Annotated in this window: 19 protein-coding genes; 3 read left to right on the forward strand and 16 right to left on the reverse strand. The window is 29.0% G+C overall.

Features of this window, described 5'->3' with window-relative positions:
• The 4 genes from GQX97_RS11555 to GQX97_RS11570 are packed head-to-tail and all read right to left on the reverse strand — an operon-like array spanning position 1 to position 4,567.
• Entirely contained in the window at positions 1-1,326 is a 1,326-nt protein-coding gene (locus GQX97_RS11555; RefSeq protein WP_157152086.1) for a V-type ATP synthase subunit B, read from the reverse strand.
• Positions 1,319-3,082, reverse strand: coding sequence for a V-type ATP synthase subunit A (locus GQX97_RS11560; RefSeq protein WP_157152087.1), 1,764 nt, complete (start codon positions 3,080-3,082; stop codon positions 1,319-1,321). The genes GQX97_RS11555 and GQX97_RS11560 overlap by 8 nt, the downstream gene beginning before the upstream one ends.
• Before the next feature lie 25 nt (positions 3,083-3,107).
• Complete coding sequence (locus tag GQX97_RS11565) at positions 3,108-3,941, reverse strand: DUF2764 family protein (protein ID WP_157152088.1); 834 nt, start codon at positions 3,939-3,941, stop codon at positions 3,108-3,110.
• Between the two features lie 11 nt (positions 3,942-3,952).
• Positions 3,953-4,567, reverse strand: coding sequence for a DivIVA domain-containing protein (locus GQX97_RS11570; RefSeq protein WP_157152089.1), 615 nt, complete (start codon positions 4,565-4,567; stop codon positions 3,953-3,955).
• A 297-nt stretch (positions 4,568-4,864) separates the two neighbouring features.
• Here GQX97_RS11570 and hpt point away from each other — a divergent pair, with 297 nt between their 5' ends.
• Positions 4,865-5,389 carry a hypoxanthine phosphoribosyltransferase gene (hpt, locus tag GQX97_RS11575; protein WP_157152090.1) on the forward strand — a complete coding sequence of 175 codons (525 nt, stop codon included), beginning with the start codon at positions 4,865-4,867 and terminating at the stop codon, positions 5,387-5,389.
• Positions 5,390-6,480: 1,091 nt separating this feature from the next.
• Here the strand turns inward: hpt and GQX97_RS11580 are convergent.
• The 3 genes from GQX97_RS11580 to ispG all read right to left on the reverse strand — a co-directional run bounded on the left by GQX97_RS11580 (position 6,481) and on the right by ispG (position 10,745).
• The gene (locus GQX97_RS11580) at positions 6,481-7,401 is read right to left on the reverse strand and encodes an energy transducer TonB (RefSeq protein WP_157152091.1); all 921 of its coding nucleotides are present in this window, start codon (positions 7,399-7,401) and stop codon (positions 6,481-6,483) included.
• Between the two features lie 950 nt (positions 7,402-8,351).
• Complete coding sequence (locus GQX97_RS11585) at positions 8,352-9,365, reverse strand: FAD:protein FMN transferase (protein WP_157152092.1); 1,014 nt, start codon at positions 9,363-9,365, stop codon at positions 8,352-8,354.
• Positions 9,366-9,710: 345 nt separating this feature from the next.
• Entirely contained in the window at positions 9,711-10,745 is a 1,035-nt protein-coding gene (ispG, locus tag GQX97_RS11590; protein ID WP_157152093.1) for a flavodoxin-dependent (E)-4-hydroxy-3-methylbut-2-enyl-diphosphate synthase, read from the reverse strand.
• A 193-nt stretch (positions 10,746-10,938) separates the two neighbouring features.
• On the opposite strand from ispG, the gene GQX97_RS11595 reads away from it, so the two are divergent.
• On the forward strand, positions 10,939-11,514 hold the full coding sequence (locus GQX97_RS11595) for a CarD family transcriptional regulator (protein WP_157152094.1): 576 nt from the start codon (positions 10,939-10,941) through the stop codon (positions 11,512-11,514).
• An 88-nt stretch (positions 11,515-11,602) separates the two neighbouring features.
• Positions 11,603-12,616, forward strand: a complete 1,014-nt coding sequence (locus GQX97_RS11600) for a PIN/TRAM domain-containing protein (RefSeq protein WP_157152095.1) — start codon at positions 11,603-11,605, stop codon at positions 12,614-12,616.
• Positions 12,617-12,623: 7 nt separating this feature from the next.
• On the opposite strand, the gene GQX97_RS11605 is transcribed toward GQX97_RS11600, so the two are convergent.
• The 9 genes from GQX97_RS11605 to GQX97_RS11645 all read right to left on the reverse strand — a co-directional run bounded on the left by GQX97_RS11605 (position 12,624) and on the right by GQX97_RS11645 (position 19,615).
• Positions 12,624-13,181 (reverse strand): geranyl transferase, encoded by a 558-nt coding sequence (locus tag GQX97_RS11605; protein WP_157152096.1) that lies wholly within the window; start codon positions 13,179-13,181, stop codon positions 12,624-12,626.
• Between the two features lie 22 nt (positions 13,182-13,203).
• Positions 13,204-14,457 (reverse strand): ATP-binding protein, encoded by a 1,254-nt coding sequence (locus tag GQX97_RS11610; RefSeq protein ID WP_157152097.1) that lies wholly within the window; start codon positions 14,455-14,457, stop codon positions 13,204-13,206.
• 81 nt (positions 14,458-14,538) lie between these two features.
• Complete coding sequence (gene mreD, locus GQX97_RS11615) at positions 14,539-15,078, reverse strand: rod shape-determining protein MreD (protein WP_157152098.1); 540 nt, start codon at positions 15,076-15,078, stop codon at positions 14,539-14,541.
• A complete protein-coding gene (gene mreC / locus GQX97_RS11620) occupies positions 15,075-15,953 on the reverse strand; it encodes a rod shape-determining protein MreC (RefSeq protein WP_407921884.1) in 879 nt (292 codons plus the stop codon). The genes mreD and mreC overlap by 4 nt, the downstream gene beginning before the upstream one ends.
• A gap of 12 nt (positions 15,954-15,965) precedes the next feature.
• Complete coding sequence (locus tag GQX97_RS11625; RefSeq protein WP_014933928.1) at positions 15,966-16,991, reverse strand: rod shape-determining protein; 1,026 nt, start codon at positions 16,989-16,991, stop codon at positions 15,966-15,968.
• A gap of 5 nt (positions 16,992-16,996) precedes the next feature.
• Entirely contained in the window at positions 16,997-17,935 is a 939-nt protein-coding gene (locus tag GQX97_RS11630) for a lipopolysaccharide assembly protein LapB (RefSeq protein WP_157152099.1), read from the reverse strand.
• 8 nt (positions 17,936-17,943) lie between these two features.
• Complete coding sequence (locus GQX97_RS11635) at positions 17,944-18,345, reverse strand: polymer-forming cytoskeletal protein (RefSeq protein ID WP_157152100.1); 402 nt, start codon at positions 18,343-18,345, stop codon at positions 17,944-17,946.
• Positions 18,345-19,172, reverse strand: coding sequence for a protein-glutamate O-methyltransferase CheR (locus GQX97_RS11640; protein WP_157152101.1), 828 nt, complete (start codon positions 19,170-19,172; stop codon positions 18,345-18,347). Before GQX97_RS11640 ends, GQX97_RS11635 begins: the two co-directional genes overlap by 1 nt.
• Before the next feature lie 26 nt (positions 19,173-19,198).
• Positions 19,199-19,615: a response regulator gene (locus tag GQX97_RS11645; protein WP_157152102.1), complete on the reverse strand. Its 417-nt coding sequence runs from the start codon at positions 19,613-19,615 to the stop codon at positions 19,199-19,201.
• Between the last annotated feature and the right edge of the window lie 428 nt (positions 19,616-20,043).

The raw sequence follows: 20,043 nt of genomic DNA on the forward strand, positions 1-20,043 counted from the left end.
TTAATTATTTGTCCATTTACCGTATTGTTCTACTAAAGATTCTTTTATACCCACTTCGGCTTTACTGAAATATTTACCCATTAATTCCCAACCAGTCTCTAACATCTCATCAATTTTGATGTTAATGTCTATTGCTAATAATCTTTCAGAATATTCAGCAGCATATTTCAAACATCTTTCATCATATTCAGTTAAGTCGAAACCGTTTTCTTTTTTCATTTTAGCATTAGCAGCATCTGAATAAAGACGAACTAAAGTGTTCATTACAGCAGGGTGGTCTTCTCTAGTTTTCTTACCTATAACCAACTGTTTCAAACGTGAAAGACTTCTAAATGGGTCAATGATTGTTTTACCTATATCAGAGTCACGTCTTAAGTAAAGCTGACCTTCAGTGATGTAACCAGTGTTGTCTGGTACAGCGTGAGTAATATCACCTTCGTTAAGAGTAGTAACAGCGATAATAGTAATAGAACCGCCGTCAGGGAACTGAGCTGCTTTTTCGTATATTTTAGCAAGGTCAGAATATAATGAACCGGGCATAGAGTCTTTAGAAGGAATTTGGTCCATTTTGTTTGATACTATAGCTAAAGCATCGGCATAAAGAGTCATGTCTGTAAGAAGTACAAGAACTTTTTGCTTATGCTCAACTGCGAAATATTCTGCAGCTGTACAAGCCATATCAGGTATCAAAAGTCTTTCTACTGGAGGGTCATCAGTAGTGTTGATGAAACATATGATTTTGTCTAATGCTCCAGCTTCAGTAAATGTATTTTTAAATGATAAGTAGTCATCGTTAGAAAGTCCCATACCGCCAAGGATAATCTTGTCAGCTTCAGCTCTCAAAGCAACCTGTGCAAGTACTGCGTTATAAGGTTGGTCTGGGTCTGCGAAGAATGGGATTTTTTGTCCTGTAACAAGTGTGTTGTTAAGGTCAATACCAGCAATACCAGTAGCAATAAGCTCAGAAGGCTGTTTTCTTCTAACAGGGTTTACAGAAGGTCCTCCGATTTCTACCTCTTTACCTTCAACTTCAGCACCTCCGTCTATAGGCTCACCATAAGCATTAAAGAATCTTCCTGCAAGAAGTTCGCTTACTTTAAGTCTAGGAGGTCTGCCTAAAAATACAACTTCAGCGTTTGTAGGTATACCTTCAGTACCTTGGAAAACCTGAAGCGTAACAATATCTCCAATCATTTTTACAACCTGAGCAGGTCTGCCAGCCACTAGAGCCATCTCATCGTTACCAACATTTTCTGCTCTCAAAGATACAGTTGCTTTAGTAATTTGTACTAATTTTGTATATACTTTTTGAAATGCTTTAGGCATGTGTTATACTCCTTTCAGCAAATATTGATTCCATCTCAGCTGTGTATTTTTTGTGTTCTTCAGACTGATATACAGAATAGTTCATCTGTTTGAATGCGTTAATAAGTCTTTTAAAATAAGTACCTACTTCGCTGTAATCATCAAATCTGTAATCAGCTTCTACAACTTTCATAACTTGATTTAATAATTCTTTTTGTCTCTCTATTGGGCAGTTTTTATCTACTTTATCGAAAGCATCTTGCTGTAAGATAACGAAGTCTATAAGCTCAGCTTTCCATAAACGCTGATGGTATTCAAGAGGTACTGCGTCGTCACCCAAAATGCTTATTTGGTCGCTTGCTTCCTGACCTCTGCGGGCAATATCTTTTGCTCTAATAACTTTCTCAGACCAGCCTTTTTCTATATAAGTGTCTGAAAACTCTACGAACTCTGGATATTCTATGTATTTAGAATAAGAATCTAATGGGTCAACAGCAGGATATCTTTTACTGTCAGCACGTTTTTGTGATAATGCGTAGAAACATCTAGCTGCTTTACGAGTAGATTCTGTTACAGGCTCTTTCAAGTTACCGCCTGCAGGTGATACTGTACCTATGAATGTAATAGAACCAGTCTCTCCGTTATTTAAGTATACGAAACCTGCTCTAGCATAGAAACTAGAAATAATAGCTGGCAAGTCGATAGGGAACGCATCTGGACCAGGTAATTCTTCAAGTCTGTTAGACATCTCTCTTAAAGCTTGTGCCCAACGAGAAGTAGAGTCAGCAAGAAGAAGTACTTTAAGTCCCATTGACCTATAATATTCAGCTACTGTCATACCTACATAAACTGAAGCTTCACGAGCAGCAACAGGCATGTTTGAAGTGTTACAGATGATTGTTGTTCTTTCCATCAAGCTTCTTCCAGTTCTTGGGTCTATAAGCTCTGGGAACTCTGTAAATATTTCTACTACCTCATTAGCCCTCTCACCGCAAGCTGTCATTATAATTAAGTCAGCATTTGCGTTAGTAGCCAAAGCGTGCTGCAATACTGTTTTACCAGCTCCGAATGGTCCCGGAATAAATCCTGTACCGCCTTCAGTAATAGGGTTAAATGTATCTATAGTTCTAACACCAGTTTCTAACAATTTAAATGGTCTTGGCTTTTCTTTGTAAGCTTTAATTGTAAGTTTTACAGGCCAAGTTTGTACCATTGTTACATTAACTTTCTCGCCTTTAGAATCTTTTATAACAGCAAGTGTGTCTTCTAAACCATAATTTCCAGAAGAAACTACGCTTTCAACAACACCTTTACCTTCAAATTTGAAAGGAACCATTATTTTGTGGTCAATCCAACCCTCTTTAACAGCACCAATCCAATCTCCTGCCTCAACTTCATCACCAACTTTAGCTATAGGTGTAAAGTCGTATCTAGCATCTTTATCTTCAGTAAGATTGTTATATTTACCTCTTTCTAAGAATACACCTTTTAATTTATCAAGGTCATTTTGAAGTCCGTCAAAGTTTTTACCTAAAAGTCCAGGTCCTAATTCAATCTCTAACATTGAACCAGTAAACTCTACGGCATCGCCTAATTTCATTCCCCTAGTAGATTCAAATACCTGAGCACTAGCACTAGTACCAGATATTTTAATAACCTCTGCCATTAGTTTGGCATCACCGCAAGATACAAAACATATCTCGTTTTGTGAAACGGCTCCGTCCACCTCTATTGAAATTAGGTTTGATATAATAGCAGTTACTTTACCTTTAGTCATTTCTATCTCCTAATTAATTTACATTTTATAATGACGCCTTGCTTTTTAATGTTTCTACAAGCGTCTCTAAATGTTTCTTACCTTCCTCTTCATCTCTTCCGTTGATACTAACGGCATAGTTAAGATTTATATAATAAGCAAAAATATTATCTGTTGTGAAAGATTTTATAGATGTTAACTTATCCAAAAACTCCCCTACCAAAGAACATTCTATATTTTCCATATTATATGGGTCAGCCTTATCTGATGAGTTAAATGTCTCTATAATAGTGTTTATATAAGGTATTTCCCTACCTACACCAAAATCAGAAGCTGTAGATTTGCTTAATGCAGATATTAATGAATAATCTCCTATAAGCTCTTTAGCTATCTTATCGCTATTAAAACCTAAAGCCCTACCGTTTAAAGCTGCTAAAACATTCTTCATGTCTCTCATAAATAATGCATAATTCTTTATGAAATTATTACCACTATTTATCATTTCTTCATAATACAAATTCAATAAACTGTTTTCTATATGTCTAACGCTTTCCCATTCAACATTCTTATTATCTTCTAAAAATTTGCTCATATAAGTAGGTAAATTAGAGATATTACTGTATTTCTGTATCTCCTCTTTACTAAATATACAAGGCTCTAAATGCTTTGTATAAGGGCTAAATAACCCTTTTTGTTTTGCTATAGCATTTACTAAATTTTTATTGTCATTTTGATAAATAAGATATTTAAAAAACTTAGCATCTTTAGCACTTAAACTAGATAATATGCTTTGAGTAATTTCATTAATATCATACTTAGCCTTAGCATCAGATAGTTTCACTTCGGGAAGACCTGAGATAAGATAATAATATGATCCCATACTCGCCCCTCTTATTTACTAAATATTACTTCTTCTGTTTTAGCTTTGATATAATCACTGAAGAACTCTACAAAATCCTCATCTGTAAATTGTAATTGATAATTGCCATTATTAGGTACTATTTTAAAGCCGTTTGATAATTTTTTATCAAAGTTAATAGTAGCGTTATTAATAGCAGATTTTATAGACTTCTCGAATGCAGCATCTATATCTGCTTTTTTTGATTCTGGGAAATATACTGTTACATCAGAATTATCTGAAGCTATATCCCATTTTTTTACTACCTCTAAAATTAAATCTTTTAAAAATGCAGTATCAGCAAAAGCTCCTTTTAAGCCTTCTTCCAATACTTTAGAGGTTACTAATTCTTTTACTCTTTGCTTTAAAGCACTTATTGACTGCTCACCTGCCATACGAACATCTGTGATAGTGTTCTTATTAAGCTCTTCTGCTTTCCTTTGAGCTTCTTTAATAATTTCTTCTGATTTTGATTCTGCTTCTTTAATAATTCTATCAGCTTCACTTTTAGCATTAGAAATTATTTCATCAGCTTTCTTATTAGATTTTTCAACACCGTCTTGATATATACGTTCTAGAAGAGAGTCAAGTTTTTTATCTTCAGCCATGATATCTCCTTAACTTATAAATTATGTAATTATAAACATTATACGATATTAAACCATTTTAATGAATTCTAAAAAAAAATGCAAGCAAAATACAAAAAATATTGTTTTATGTTCGTATAATAATATAAAATTTACACTTCAATTATATCATTATTAATTTTGTACATATATGTTACAATTATATAAAAATTATATAAAAAACTATATTTATGCAGAAGCTTTTATTAACTTTAAAAAAATATTCTTTTATAATATAATAAATAAATAAATAATTAAAAACACATTTTAGGAAATATTATGCTAAAAGAAAACGGAATAAAAAAAATATTGATAGATGAAAACACTGTAAAACAAAAAGTTAAAGAGTTAGCCAAAAAAATAAATAATGACTATAAAGATAAAACGCCTTGTTTAATAGGGCTTCTTAAAGGTTCTTTTGTATTTATTGCAGATTTGGCAAGAGAAATTGAAACGAATATAGAAATTGACTTTATGATTGTATCTAGTTATGGAAATGATAAAATAGGCTCTGAGATTAAAATATTAAAAGATGTTGATATAGCACTTAGTGGAAGAGATGTTATTATAGTAGAAGATATTATTGATACAGGTTATACTTTAAATAAAATCTGCGAAGTTTTAAAAACAAGAAATGTTTCTTCACTAAAAATATGCACTCTTCTTAATAAGCCGTCAAGAAGAAAGGTTGATATAAAAATTGATTATAACGGTTTTGATATAGAAGATGAGTTTGTTGTAGGCTATGGCATTGATTATGCTCAGAAATACAGAAATCTTCCGTATATTGGAGTAGTTGAATAAAACTCTACCCACCGCACGCAAAATTAAATTAACAACATAAATAAATTTACAATTCTAATTTTATTACACAATGAATATGCATTAACCGTGCGTTAAACAGATTTAAAACCTAATTAAAACTTGGGTGGGGACAAAAAATATAATTTAAACTTTTAAATGTATTTAAAGCTTTAAATAAAAACAAGTTATCAATTCTAAAGGGCGGGGTATGTAGATAAAATTTAAAAATTATTTTTTATCAACTTTTTCCCGTATCAAAAAGTTGCAAAAAGTACAAATACTAAAGTTTTATATATTGTAATATATATAATAAAAAATAATCTATATATTTTAGATTAAAAATGTAGCCTTTTTGGTTCTTTGTGGCAACAAAAGAACTGGGGGTTCGGGGGCTAGTCCCCGAGAATAAAAAAATTTAAAAAATATATTCTAAAATAGCTATATTTTGTTATATGATTATTTTATTCAACTTTTCCAGTGGCTTGCTGTGCGGACTTCGTAAAAGTTTTTACACTACGGGTACTTTTTACAGGTGCCTAGTCCCCACAAATAAAAAAACATAAAAATTATATTGTTTTTTTTCCCGCAGCAAAAAGAACCAAAAAGTGCAAATGTTCTAATCTTTTATGTTAGGAATATGTATTAAATATGGTATAACATCATAAATTTTGATTAAAAATGCAGTTCTTTTGGTTCTTTTATACCAATACCGAAGGCACTTCCTACGGTCGTAAAAGAACTGGGGTGCTACCCTACGGGCACGCTTCGCAGGGGGCAAAGCCCTGCAATATCTTAATTTAAACAAATAATTTTTAACAAGCTTAAAATTTTTAAAATATAGTTAAACAACTATATTTTGTCACATAAGTTTTTTATTTTTATTCAACTTTTTCCCGTAGCAAAAAGTTTTTACCCTACGGGTACACTCCCCGAAAGTACAAATATTTAATCTCTTCTAGGTTTCACTAAAGTGCAAATTTAAGAGAATAATACTATTTTATATATAAAATAAATTATTAAATTAAAACAATATCAATATTTATTTAACTAAATAATTAAAAATAACTCTCAATAAATTTCAAACTAAATTATCACTCTCTGCTGAAATTTTGGTATATAAACTTAAAAGGTATATATATTTTGCCATTCTCTGCATAATCACGCACCAAACCTTGTGGAGGCGGCTTTAATTTCTTGGCATATTCTATAGCCTTCGAGCATGAATTGTCTAAACTGCTTTGACCTAATTTTGAATTGCTTAAAAATTTCTCAAAAATAATATTTCCGTCCAAATCTATTGATATAAGCACTTCCACTTCATCGCTTCTTAAAAGACCCAAAAAATGTGCCTGATTTGGAATAGTCAAATACCAAGAATCTCTTATAGAGCCAACCAAAGTATAAAAATACCAAAAATATTCTTGAGCTTTTGTTCCAAGTTGTATGCTTCCTGTTTCACTTGATAACACCACTGCCCTATCTGCTCCGTCTTCAAATGATGCTGGTATCTTTGTATCGCCTTTAAGACCGGGATTTTTTGGCTTATAAGTTTCAACCTTTTCTCTGCTTATCTCATCGCCTAAATCTTTTTGTTTTTGTAAATTGTTGTTATTATTGTTTGGATTTATATTATCGCGTCTTTCAACTATTGGGCTATTAGCTCCGTCCCCCAAAAAAGAAAAAACTGAAGCATCTGAAAATACTTTTGAAGGTGTTACATTTACCTGCCCTCTTGATACTAATGACTTGTCTGAAGCAAATGGAGTATCTTCGTTGTTTTCCTCTTCCTCTACATCTGGAGTCTCTACCAAAAACATATAATCATCTTTTTTATTTTTCTCTTCTTCTAAGATTTTTTTTAATTCATCATTATACGCAAACAAAGATTCCACTATATAAGTATTTACCAAACTCAATACAAATATATGAAGTATAAATGCAACTATTACTGCGAATATAGTATCTTTCTTTTTAACTATTATAGTTTTTAATTTATCTAAAAAATCTTTCATAATATGTTTTATAATAAAATAGCTATATGTTCAATTATAAATTAAAACTCTAAAAATTTGAATATAGTCAAATGGTTTAATAAACTAATAATTGTATTTCATTATATAAGTTTTTATTTTATTCAACTTTTTCCAGCCTCCACTGTGCGGACTTCGTCAAAGTTTTACCTTACGGGTACACTTTACGAAAGTACAAGAGTTTCAACTTTATATTTTAATTTCTATAAAAGTAAGACTTTTAAAAATGCAGTCTTTTTGCTTCTTTGGGCCATACCCACAGGCACTTCCTTCGGTCGCCAAAAGAAGTGGGGGTTCTACCCTACGGGTACGCTTCGCAGGGGGGCTAGTCCCCGAGAATAAAAAACATAAAAATATTTTTTAACAAACTTAAAAATTTTCATCGTATATTAAAACAATAATTTTCTATCAACTTTTTCCCGCCGCAAAAAGTTGCAAAAAATGCAAACGTTTTTACTCTATATGTTGGAATATGTATTAGTATGAAATAATACTTGTATTTTTAGCTAAAAAAATACAGCCCTTTTGCTTCTTTGTGGCACGTCGCAAGGGCATTCCCTTAGGTCGCAAAAGAAGTGGGGTGCGGGGCAAAGCCCTGCAAATATATTATTTTAAATATTTTAATAAAAAATTTAATATATGTTGAAAAAATTTTAAGTTAATTTTATTGTTCTTTTTCCCGCAGCAAAAAGAACCAAAAAGTGCAAATGTTCTAATTTTTTATGTTAGAAATATGTATTAAACATTTATATTCTAGTTTCTATAAAAGTAAGACTTGTAAAAATGCAGTCTTTTTGCTTCTTTGGGTCACGCCACAAGGGCACTTCCTTCGGTCGCAAAAGAAGTGGGGTGCTACCCTGCGGGCACGCTTCGCAGGGGGCAAAGCCACCACAAATAATAAACTCAAAAATTTTTAATATATAACAAAATTATCAAAAACTATCGTTCGTTACTATATATAAAATACCATCAGAATCAACTATATAAGCTTCTCTGTAATTATAATTCTCATTAGTGAAAAAATTAGTGCCCATAAGAAAGGCTGTTGTAGATAAAGCATCAGCCTCTTCTGCATTGGTGTGTACAATAGTGGCTGATATTGCATTATAAGTAGGATAACCTATTTTAGCATCTATTATATGATGATAATTAGTGCCGTTTTCTACAAAAAATCTCTCATAATCTCCGCTTGTTACTATAGTATAATTTGTTGCCTGTATTAGAGCTAAATATCCATCTTCATCATTTCTAGGGTTTCTTATTGCTATCACCCAAGGATTGCCTCTTGAGTTTACTCCATTAGCATAGGTATCTCCGCCATAATCTATTAAATAGTTTTTTATATTATAATTTTTAAATATATCTATTAACTTTGTAACAATATAACCCTTTCCATAAGAGCCGAAATCAAAAGTTAAATTATCTCTAATCTCTATAAACTTCTTGCCGTTGTTAGTTATAATGCTTACTTTTGAATAATCTATTTTTTTTAATGCATTTTCAATCTCTTCTCTCTTTGGTACAGTTTGATTTTCTTTAACACCAAAACCCCAAAGCTCAATTAACGGTCTCACACTTATATCAAAAGAAGGATTTATTTTAGAATATCTTAACCCTGTTTCAAATAAATGTGCCATATCTTCAGAAATTTCTACTCTGAGAACATCGTTTTTATTTTCTAAACTTTTTTTATTTATAATTGCTATTTCGCTATTTTCATTATACGGATTTAATATATTGTCCATTCTATTGATTTCATTTGTTATAGCCCCCACCAAATCATACATTTTTTTTTCTGTAGTTTGAGCTGTGATGTTTAATATAGTATCGCTTATTGCTATTGTTGTAGATATATATTTTTCTTTGTTTCTATAAACAAAAAGTGTAACAATTAATGCTGCTACTACAATTAAAATTAATAGATAATATTTTTTCTTTGATGTCATAAAATCTTCTCTTTTTTGTAATTATTCTTTTTAATAAACTTATTAAATTATAATATAGTTAAACAACTATGTTTTGTCAAAAATAAATTTTTTATTTTTATAAATGTATTGTTAATTTTTTTATTGTTCTTTTTCCCGCAGCTCGCGGTGCGGACTTCGTCAAAAGAACCAAAAAGTGCAAGTATTTTAACTTTATATTTTAGTTTTTATAAAGTAAGATTTGTAAAAATGCAGTTCTTTTGCTTCTTTTATACCAATAAAAGAAGTGGGGGCGTGGGGGCAAAGCCACCACAAATAAAAAACTTAAGCAATATTGTTGACAAATTTAAAAATCTTCAGTATATCCTAAAACTCTTCTATCTTCTTTGTAATAAAACTTATAATATTTTCTTTTGATACCTTTATAGGTTCATTGTCTTTTTCAAAATATATAAAATTACCGTCTGCACTTCCTGCCACACCAAAATCTGCATGCTTAGCTTCTCCCGGACCATTAACTACACAACCCATTATAGCAATAGTGATATTTTTCTTTATATTTTGTACATGCTTTTCTATAAAACTAGCAACCTCTTCCACATTCACCTGACATCTTCCGCAAGTAGGGCATGATATTATCTCAACAGAAGGCTCCTTTCTCAAACCCAAAAACTTAAGAAGCATCTTTCCTGCCATAACTTCCTCAACAGGGTCGCCCGTAATAGAATATCTTATAGTATCCCCAATTCCTTGCATAAGCAAATATGATAAAGCACTAGTACTTTTAATTAAAGAACTCCTTAATGTACCAGCCTCTGTAACACCTAAATGTATAGGATAATCAAATTTCTCTCTAAATAATGTATTTGCTTCTATTGTAGTTTTTATATCAGATGCTTTTAATGATACTTTTATATTTGTAAAGTTTAAATCTTCCATTAATTTTATATGGTCAGAAGCACTTTTTACCATATTTTGAGCATTTACTTCCTTGTATATAGCTCTGTCCAAACTTCCGCCATTAACACCAACCCTTATAGTTAAATTTCTGTCTTTTGCCTCTTTTATAACCTCTTTTACTTTCTCTTTATCTTTTATATTACCCGGGTTAAGCCTCAAAGCATCAATACCGCTTTTCATGCTCTCTAAAGCAAGTCTATAATCAAAATGTATATCCGCTATTAAAGGAAGTTTAGTTTGTTTTTTTATCTCTTTTATAGCTTTAGCCGCTTCCATATCAAGCACAGCAAGCCTTACAATATCAACACCAGCCTCTTCAAGAGATTTTAATTGATTAACGGTATCTTTAACATTTCTAGTATCAGTATTTGTCATAGATTGTATACTAACAGGATTACCTCCTCCTATTAGTATATTTCCGACACTAACTATCTTACTCATATTGCCCTCATAATAAATTTTATAAGTACTAATTTTATAACCTAATAACAAAATTGTCAAAGTATTTCGTATGATGATTGGTGTTTATTTTTTTCTTGATTTTTTGCTTTTTTAGTATATAATAGCATTAGATATTTTTTAAATTAGTAGAATAAATTACTATAATAAATTAAAGGCTTATTTAAAAAGAATTATGTATAAAGTAAATAGTTATGTTGTTTACCCTATGTATGGAATATGCAAAGTCATAGGTATAGCAGATAATAAAGTAAATTCTTCCATTGTAGAATGCTATATACTTGAATGTGAAGGTGAAAATATCACATTAAAAGTTCCTATCAATAGAGTTAAAGAATATCGTATACGTAAAATAATATCTAAAGCAGAAGCTGAAAATTTTTTGAACCTATTACAAACTAAACCTCATGATATAGAAAATAATTGGAAGATTCGTTATCAAGAAAATGAAGAAAAATTAAGAAGCGGTGAAATTCAAGATACTATAGAAGTGGCAAGAAGTTTGTTTACTAGAAATAAATTAAAAGAACTATCTGCAAGCGAAAAACGTTTGTATGAAAAAGCATATATGTTTATAGTAAATGAAATTAGTATAGCATTAAAAAAAGATAAAGATCAAATTGAAGATATAGTGTCTAATGCATTAGAGAAATCAGCTAAAAAGTTTAAAACTAAACCCGCTGAAAAAGAACTTATTAAACCAACTAAAAATACTGCTAAGCCTGCCAAAAAAAAGAAAAAAGAAGAGTGAAATATTTATTAATTTATTCTATTTTTTTAAAATAACTAAAAACATAAAAATAACTCAAGCTCTTTTTAGTTTTTAAGGAGAAACTGTTATGTGGAGAATAATTTATTTTGCTTGTTCTATTTTAGCACTTATATTTGACTATATTTATAATAAACTTTTTAATATAAATACTATTATATTTTTTATTGTAAGTTCTGTTATTATAGTATTATTAGATTTATTTGTTATAAGAAAAAGGTCTTCAAAAACAACTTTGGTAATTTTTCTATCATTCTTTATAACAATAATAACTGTAATACTTACTCTAAATGTTATAAATATTATTGGTATTAATTTATCTTTAAATAAAAAACTTATAATACTATTTATTGAAGGATATTTAACTTTTTCTGTAATATCATCACTCATACCAAATATATCAAACATGCTAAAACTTACAAAAACTGATAAAATAAAAACAGCTAAAATATTGGACACTTCTGTTATAGTAGATGGAAGAGTATATGATATAGCAGAAAAAAAATTCTTTGACGGACTTTTAATACTTCCAGAGTTTGTAATAAAAGAAATACAATTTTTAAGCGATTCAAGAGACCCACAAAAAAGAATAAGAGGAAGAAGAGCATTAGAAATATTAAATAAAATGAAATCTTCAAAAAACATATTACTTTCTGTAACAGATGTAGATTTTCCAAACATCAAGGAAGTGGATTTAAAACTAATAGAGCTCGCCAAAAAAATGGATGCTAAAGTTATTACGAATGATTTTAACTTGATGAAGGTAGCTTCTATACATGGAGTAGATATATTAAATATTAATGATTTAGCTAATTGTTTACAAGTTGTAGTACTTCCGGGAGAAACTATAAAAATTGATTTAATAAGAGAAGGTAAAGATAAACAGGCATTAGGTTATTTAGAAGACGGCACTATGATAGTTGTAGATAATGCTAAACATTTAATAGGCAAAACTGTTGATATAGAAATAGATAACGTGCTTCCTAAAGAGGCAGGAAGGGTAATATTTGCTTCTTTGGTAAGTAAGCAGCAAAATAATCAGCAAAACAACAATAAGAAAAAACAAAACCGAGAGCATAAATAATTTTTAGTTAATTTTTTAATGTAGAAATAAATTGGGTTTTAAAATCATTTTCATTATAAAAATTAACATCTTTTAATATAAAATCTTTTAATTTTAATACTCCACCACATTTTGTTTTTTTATTTGCCTTTTGATACACATGATTATTAATCCCTAATTTTGGATTTTTTTTAATACTATAAACTAATATATATTCTATATTTGATTTTGAAAACTCAACTATGCTGTCTATATATTTACTCCCATCATTATATTTTATATCTGACAATATGAATAAACTATCATATATTTTTGTTTTTATATTATCTTCTTCAATTTTACCATTTTTAAACTCTAAAAAATAGAAATGACTATTATCCATAATATATAATGCATCATTAGAGGCTGGTGGATCATCTAAATTTTCATTATCTTTATAACACTTCGCAACTTCATCAAAATTAATGGCAGTAAATTGACTATTTGTCATATAATAATTATTACAAGTATCTAAAGAAGTATTCTCTAGAGTATCTATATTATTTTTTAATATATCAGGTAAACTATCTATTATATCTTGTCTCATAATGAAATTACTTTGTTAAAAATTACTCATCAAAACTATTTTCCAAATCTTCCAACTTCTCTATAGGCTGAGCCATTAAACTATATATATCTTCTATACTTTCATTTACCAACTTAAAAACAGAGTATTTATTTTCTATATCTGATAAATAATAATTAGTTTTTTCCTGCATATTATGCAGTTTAGAATACATCTCTATAGCTTCCAAAAAATAAGGGCTATGAGTAGTTATTAAAATATATATATTAAATTCTTTTTGTAAAAGCACTATTATTTCAGCATATAAAAGCTGCCATTTAGGGTGAAGATGTATTTCAGGTTCATCTAATACTAAAATATCATCTTCTTTTAATGCATTTCTCTCTAACAGCATTTTTATAATAGCAAAAGATTTTAAACCTGCTGATAGATTATGTACTGATATAGGTTCATAAAAAATTTCTTCTTCTAAATAAAATTCTTTGTCTTTTTCTAAAATTTTTCCATTTACTGCATTTGATAATTTATCATATATATTTTTTAATTTTTCTTCTGTTAAAATTTTATCTGATATACTTGGTTTTTCTGAATATAATATATTATTTATTAAATGCGATTCTTGTATAGACAAAGAATAGAAATAATCGTTTCTATCAAAAATAAAAGGATTATCTATGAAATATATATTTCTTTTATTCAAATAATTTAGGTTTGTATCTATACACTCATCATCTTTGAATTTAAAATACAAATCTAATATATTAATTTCTGCTATAGTATCTCTTTCTATTCTGCTGTTTATTTGTTTATTAAACATTTCATTAAAATATTCTTCTATTTTTTTATAACCTATTTTTTCATCTGGTATATTAATATATTCTTCTATTCTTTTAGATACTTTTTTTATATAGTCAATAATATTTTCATCTTTTATATCAACATATCCTGATAAATTAGTTATTAGAATATCATATATATTTTTTTTAGACTTGATATGAATAGAATATAAATTATCTGACATATCATCTAATCTATATTCTAATAATTCTAAATTTCTATAATTAATAGTTTCATATTTTACAAATAAATCATATAAATTATATAACTCTTTTCTAATAGATAATTTTCTATCTAAATATATTTCTTTTTCAAGATTATTAAATGAATTAAAGCAAGAAAATAATACTTTTCCTACTGTAGTTTTGCCTGTATTATTTTCACCTGCTATTATAGTGATACCGTCTATTTTTATTTCTGCTTCTTTTATTCTGCCTAAATTTTTTATATTTAATTTCATACTATTATCCTAAAAAGATAATCGGATATTTTATTATTTATTATAATATCATTTTTATGTTTTTTGTATATGTTAAAAAAATTAATCTTCGTAGGTTTTAGTGCTGTCATCTACATGTATTTTGTTTTTGTCATACACTATAGGAGCAATCTTTTCAAATAATATAAACAACGGTGAAGAAACTATTACTGTGAGAGGAAGCCCTACGAATAACTCCGAACGCATAAGAACAGCAACACTTGATAAATCTGCATATATTGCCATTACAAAAAATAAAGCAATAATCTTTATTAAATATCCAACTAAAGTAACAAATATTCCCGCTGCAATCTGCTTAATAAATATTCTGCTGTTAAAGAAACCAACAACCAAACCAATATTAAGAAATATTATAGCATAAGAACCAAATGTAGAGCTAGAAACAATATCCTGCATTATTCCTATTAAAAAGCCATATATAATTCCCTCAAAAGAACCATATCTAAATGATAAGAATACTAAAAATATAAGAAGCAAATCAGGCTTAGCACCTAATGTTATTCTAATCAAATCATAAGCAGGAGAAGATTGTATTATTAAAAGGATTAATGAACTTATTATAACAGTTATTGCTCTTTTCATCTATTTGTAACTTCACCCTCTTCATATTCTTCATTAGCAAGCATAATAATTTCTCTGTCTGGAATCTTTTTTATTACATACACATTCTCTAAAGTAGAAAAATCAACTATAGGCTCAATGTATAAGTCGTGAAAGAGTCCATAATTTTTTTTCTCAACTTTAAACACATTTCCAACCAATATGCCGCTTGGGAAAACTCCGCCCATTCCGCTAGTATAAACTTTTTCTCCCTCTTCAACATCAATCTGCAAATCAATATACTGCAAATGTGTTTGAGTGGAACGAGGATTCTGACCGCTCATAATACCAGTAGCCTTAGAACTCTCAAGCATAACTGATATTTGAGACCTCTCGTCTATGAGAGATAAAACTCTGCTGTTATATTGTCTTACTTCTACAACCTTACCAACAAGCCCCTTGTATCCGCTTTTATATGATATTACAGGCATACCCACAACAATACCATGAGCCCTTCCTTTGTTTATCACTATAGTGTTGTAGAAGTTTTGAGGGTCTTTTGAAACTATCTCGGCATATTCTAAAGGGTATTCATCGGTAGGAGCTTCATTTAATAATGCTCTTAATCTTGAGTTCTCCTGACGAAGCTGTTCATATTCTAAAGCTGTGCCGTTTAATTCTGCTATTCTATCTCTAAGCACTTGAAGCTGACTTTGAAGTGTAAATATATCTGTAATGCTTGTATAAAGATAAACAAAAGCCTTTGATATGTTCTGTGTAGCATTTTGCACAGGATAAACACCGAGTGCATATATAGAACGCAAATCAAAAACAAAATTACTCCTATTAAGAACCATAAATATTGACGCTACAAGACTAAGCGTAATATAAAGTATAAGTAATTTGTGTTTTAATATATTATTCACTTTTTAAGAAAATCTTCTATAATTTTTTAAATTTCTAGTCTCTTCTATAAACTTACCGCATCCAATAGCCACACAAGTAAGAGGGCTCTCTGCAAGTATAACAGGAACACCTGTCTCTATAGATATTAAATCTGTAAAACCCGGAAGTAAAGAAGTTCCTCCACTCATAACAATACCTCTCTCAACAATATCAGCAGCTATCTCTGGAGGAGTTTGATTAAGTACATATTTTACAGCCTCTAATATTTCAAGCAATATATCTGATATAGCATCTTTTACTTCAGCACTGTTGATAGTTAAAGTTTTAGGAAGACCAGATACAGAATCTCTTCCTCTTATGTCCATAGTTTTAGATATATCGCCCTTATAAGCATGACCAATATTAATCTTAATCTCTTCAGCAGTTTTTTCACCAATATATAAGTTGTGAGTTCTTTGCATATATTTTATTATAGCATCATCAAGCTCATCGCCTCCCACACGTATAGAAGCACTGCGTACCATACTTCCAAGTGAAAGTACAGCAACCTCAGTAGTACCGCCTCCTATCTCTATAATCATATTACCATGAGGCTCATTAATAGGCATATCCGCTCCAATTGCAGCAGCCCTAGCTTGCTCTATTAAAAATATAGTTCTAGCTCCTGCCTGTTCGCAGCTTTCACGTACAGCACGTCTCTCAACTTCTGTAATACCTGTAGGAATACCTATAGCAATTCTAGGCTTTACTAAAGTTTTTTTATTGTGAACTTTATTGATAAAATATCTTATCATCTTTTCAACAGTTTCAAAATCTGCAATAACCCCGTCTCTCATAGGTCTTATAGCCGCTATAGAATTCGGAACCTTACCCAACATTCTTTTAGCCTCATTACCAACAGCTATAACATTTCCAGTACTTTTTTCTATAGCAACCACAGAAGGCTCTGCTAAAACAATTCCCTCTCCCTTAACATAAACTAAAGTATTTGCAGTACCTAAATCTATTCCCATATCACTTGAGAACATATTATACAACCAACTAAACATATATACTATAATCTCCTTAATGCATCCCTAGCGGGTTTATAGTTATTATCTATTTTTAATGCTTCTCTAAACATAGCAATCGCTTCATTAATTCGCTTTGTTCTTCTAAATAATTCCCCTATACTATAATATAAATTAGGATTTTTGTCATCTAATAATAATGCTTTTTTGTAAAAAAATTCGCTTTCTTTATATAGCCCCTGCCTATAATATAAATCCCCAAGCTTAGAATATGATTTAGCCTCAAGCTTATAATCATTGTTAAACTTACCGTCTATATAAGAAAGTATCTGTATTGCTTTGGTGTAATTTTTATTTCCTTCATAAGCAATCGCAAGTTCATAATATAATTCTAAGTTTAAAAACTCTTTATTGTTTTCTGTATCTCTTTCTATAGCATATTCTAAGTTCTCTATTGCCTCTTCATAATAACCAATCTCATAACATATCTTAGCAAGCTCTATTACAGTAGATACCCTATTATCGCCATTTTTTATAGCTTCTAAATAAGAATTATAAGAATCTATATAATAAGAACTTCCAAGCCTCTGAAATCCATATGCTAATCTCTGATATATTATATATTTATTCTTTATAAACTTTGATGTTAATAACATCTGCTTTGCATATTTAGTAATATTCTCGCTTGCAGTTGTAATAATATCTTTGTCTGTAGTTATTAAAAGAATATTATAATATAAATCAATACCTGCCATTAATATGTTTTTATTTAATGGTTTTCTGCTGTAAAGATCTTTAAATATAAAAGAAGCATTATCATAATCTTCTAAAGCTATATAATCATAAATATATCTAATTCTTTTTCTTTCTATATAATTTGAAATAAATAAATAAGACAGCACAGCAACTACAATAATACCTGCTAAAGTTGCAATAATGATTTTTGCATTAATCTTTCTTTCAACATCATATAAATAAGGCATACTATATATTATTGATTATTATTTACAGAGTTATATAGATTAAGTATAGTTTCTTTAGGGTTAGTTTTAGGATCAGGTGATACTATACAAACTCCTTCAAGTATAACTCCATTTTGTATAATAAGCTCAGGTGTGCGAATCTCTCCAAGAACTCTGCTTGTAGGCATAAGCATTACCCTATTTTTTGCTTCAATATTTCCTACTATTATACCCTCTATAATAGCTGAATTAGTTTTTATATTAGATTTTACTTTTCCGCTCTTTCCTACGGTAAGACTATCAACTTGAAGATTATCCCCCTCATAACAACCATCTATTCTTAAACTGCCGTTAAGTGTAAACTCTCCTTTAAAATATGAACCTTCACCTATTATTGAATTTGATTCTGATATTTCATTTCTTCTAAACATTAAAATACCTCCTCGCTTTTGGTATATACAATCGAATTATCTATATTATTAAATTTAAATTTAGTATCTAGTCCAAATAAAGACTCGCTATGTCCTATAAATAAAAATCCATGTCTGTTTAATATATCATAAAATCTATTAACAGTCAATTTAACAGATTCATTATCAAAATATATAAGTACATTCCTACAAAAAATTATATCTATATTTAAATATCTATTAGGCGTAATAAGATTATGATATTCAAAAGTAACCATATTCTTTATTTCATCTTTTACTTTATATTTTTTATTAGGCATCTCATCAAAATACTTAGTTAAATATTCCTCGCTTATATTAGCAACCTTATCTTTATCATAAATACCTGCCTTTGCAACCTCTAAAGATTGCATAGAAATATCTGTTGCATATATTTTTACTTTTTCCGGATAAATTTTCTCTGTTTCTAAACAAGTCATTGCTATAGAATATGGCTCCTCCCCTGTAGAACAACCAGAACTCCATATATATATAGGCTCCGAATATTTTTTATTGCTTAATACTATAGGCAAGACTTTATTTTTTAATAAATTAAAATTACTCTCTGTTCTAAAAAATTTAGTAAGATTTGTTGTTATATTATCTAAAAATAGTTTTAATTCTTGTTTATCAGTAGAAATAAGACGAAAATAATCTCCTACATTGAAAATATTTCTTTCTTTCATAGAAGATTGTATTCTAGACTCTAATATTACCTGATTGATAAGATTGAAACGTATACCGCTTTTATTATATATAAACTCTTTGAATAACTCTAAATATTCTTCATTTAAACTATTACTACTCAAATTAATGATACCGTATTTTTAATAAATCACTTTTTATCTAGAACCATTTTTATACGTTCTAAAACTTTTTTTCTATCTAATGGCTTAGTAATATAATTTTTAGCACCAGCAAGAAGTGCCTTTTTAACCATATCCTCTTTACCTAAAGCACTAACCATAACAACTTTAGCATTTTTATCAAACTCTACTATTTTAGTAAGAGCTGTAATACCATCCATTTTAGGCATAGTAATGTCCATAGTCACCAAATCTGGCTTTAATTCTTTATACATCATTACGCCCTCTTCTCCGTTTTCTGCCGTTCCTACTACAGTATATTGTTCTGATACTAATATTTGCTGCAGTTGTTTTACTACAAACGCAGAATCATCTACTAATAAAACTCTAAAAGATTTACCAAATTCATTTATACCATCTGCAACTTTTTTATTTATATCAGACATATTATATACTCCTTAAACTCTAAAAAATATTATCGTATTAGAAATAGTTATAATTTAATGTAAATTTATAAAATTCTACTAGTATCTATTTATATATATTTTATCAAAATAATAATTTTTTGCAAGTAAAGTTTTACATTTACATTGCTATTTTTAATGAAAATATTTACAACTTATTTAAAAACATTTAATATCTCTTAAAAATACTTGAGAAACAAAAAATATTTAAATACATATTATTATGCTTTAGTTAATTATATTTTATATTAAAAACTCAAAATACTAACCTTTATATAGAATAAAAAGGCATAATTATTCACAAAAAAATAAATATATCAAATAACGATATTAAAATGATTTAGCTCTTTCAACTATAATGATTAGTATATATTTTTACTTAAGTTTAAATCAATTTTATTTGCTATTTT

The sequence above is a fragment of the Brachyspira sp. SAP_772 genome (assembly GCF_009755885.1).
GTDB lineage: Bacteria > Spirochaetota > Brachyspiria > Brachyspirales > Brachyspiraceae > Brachyspira.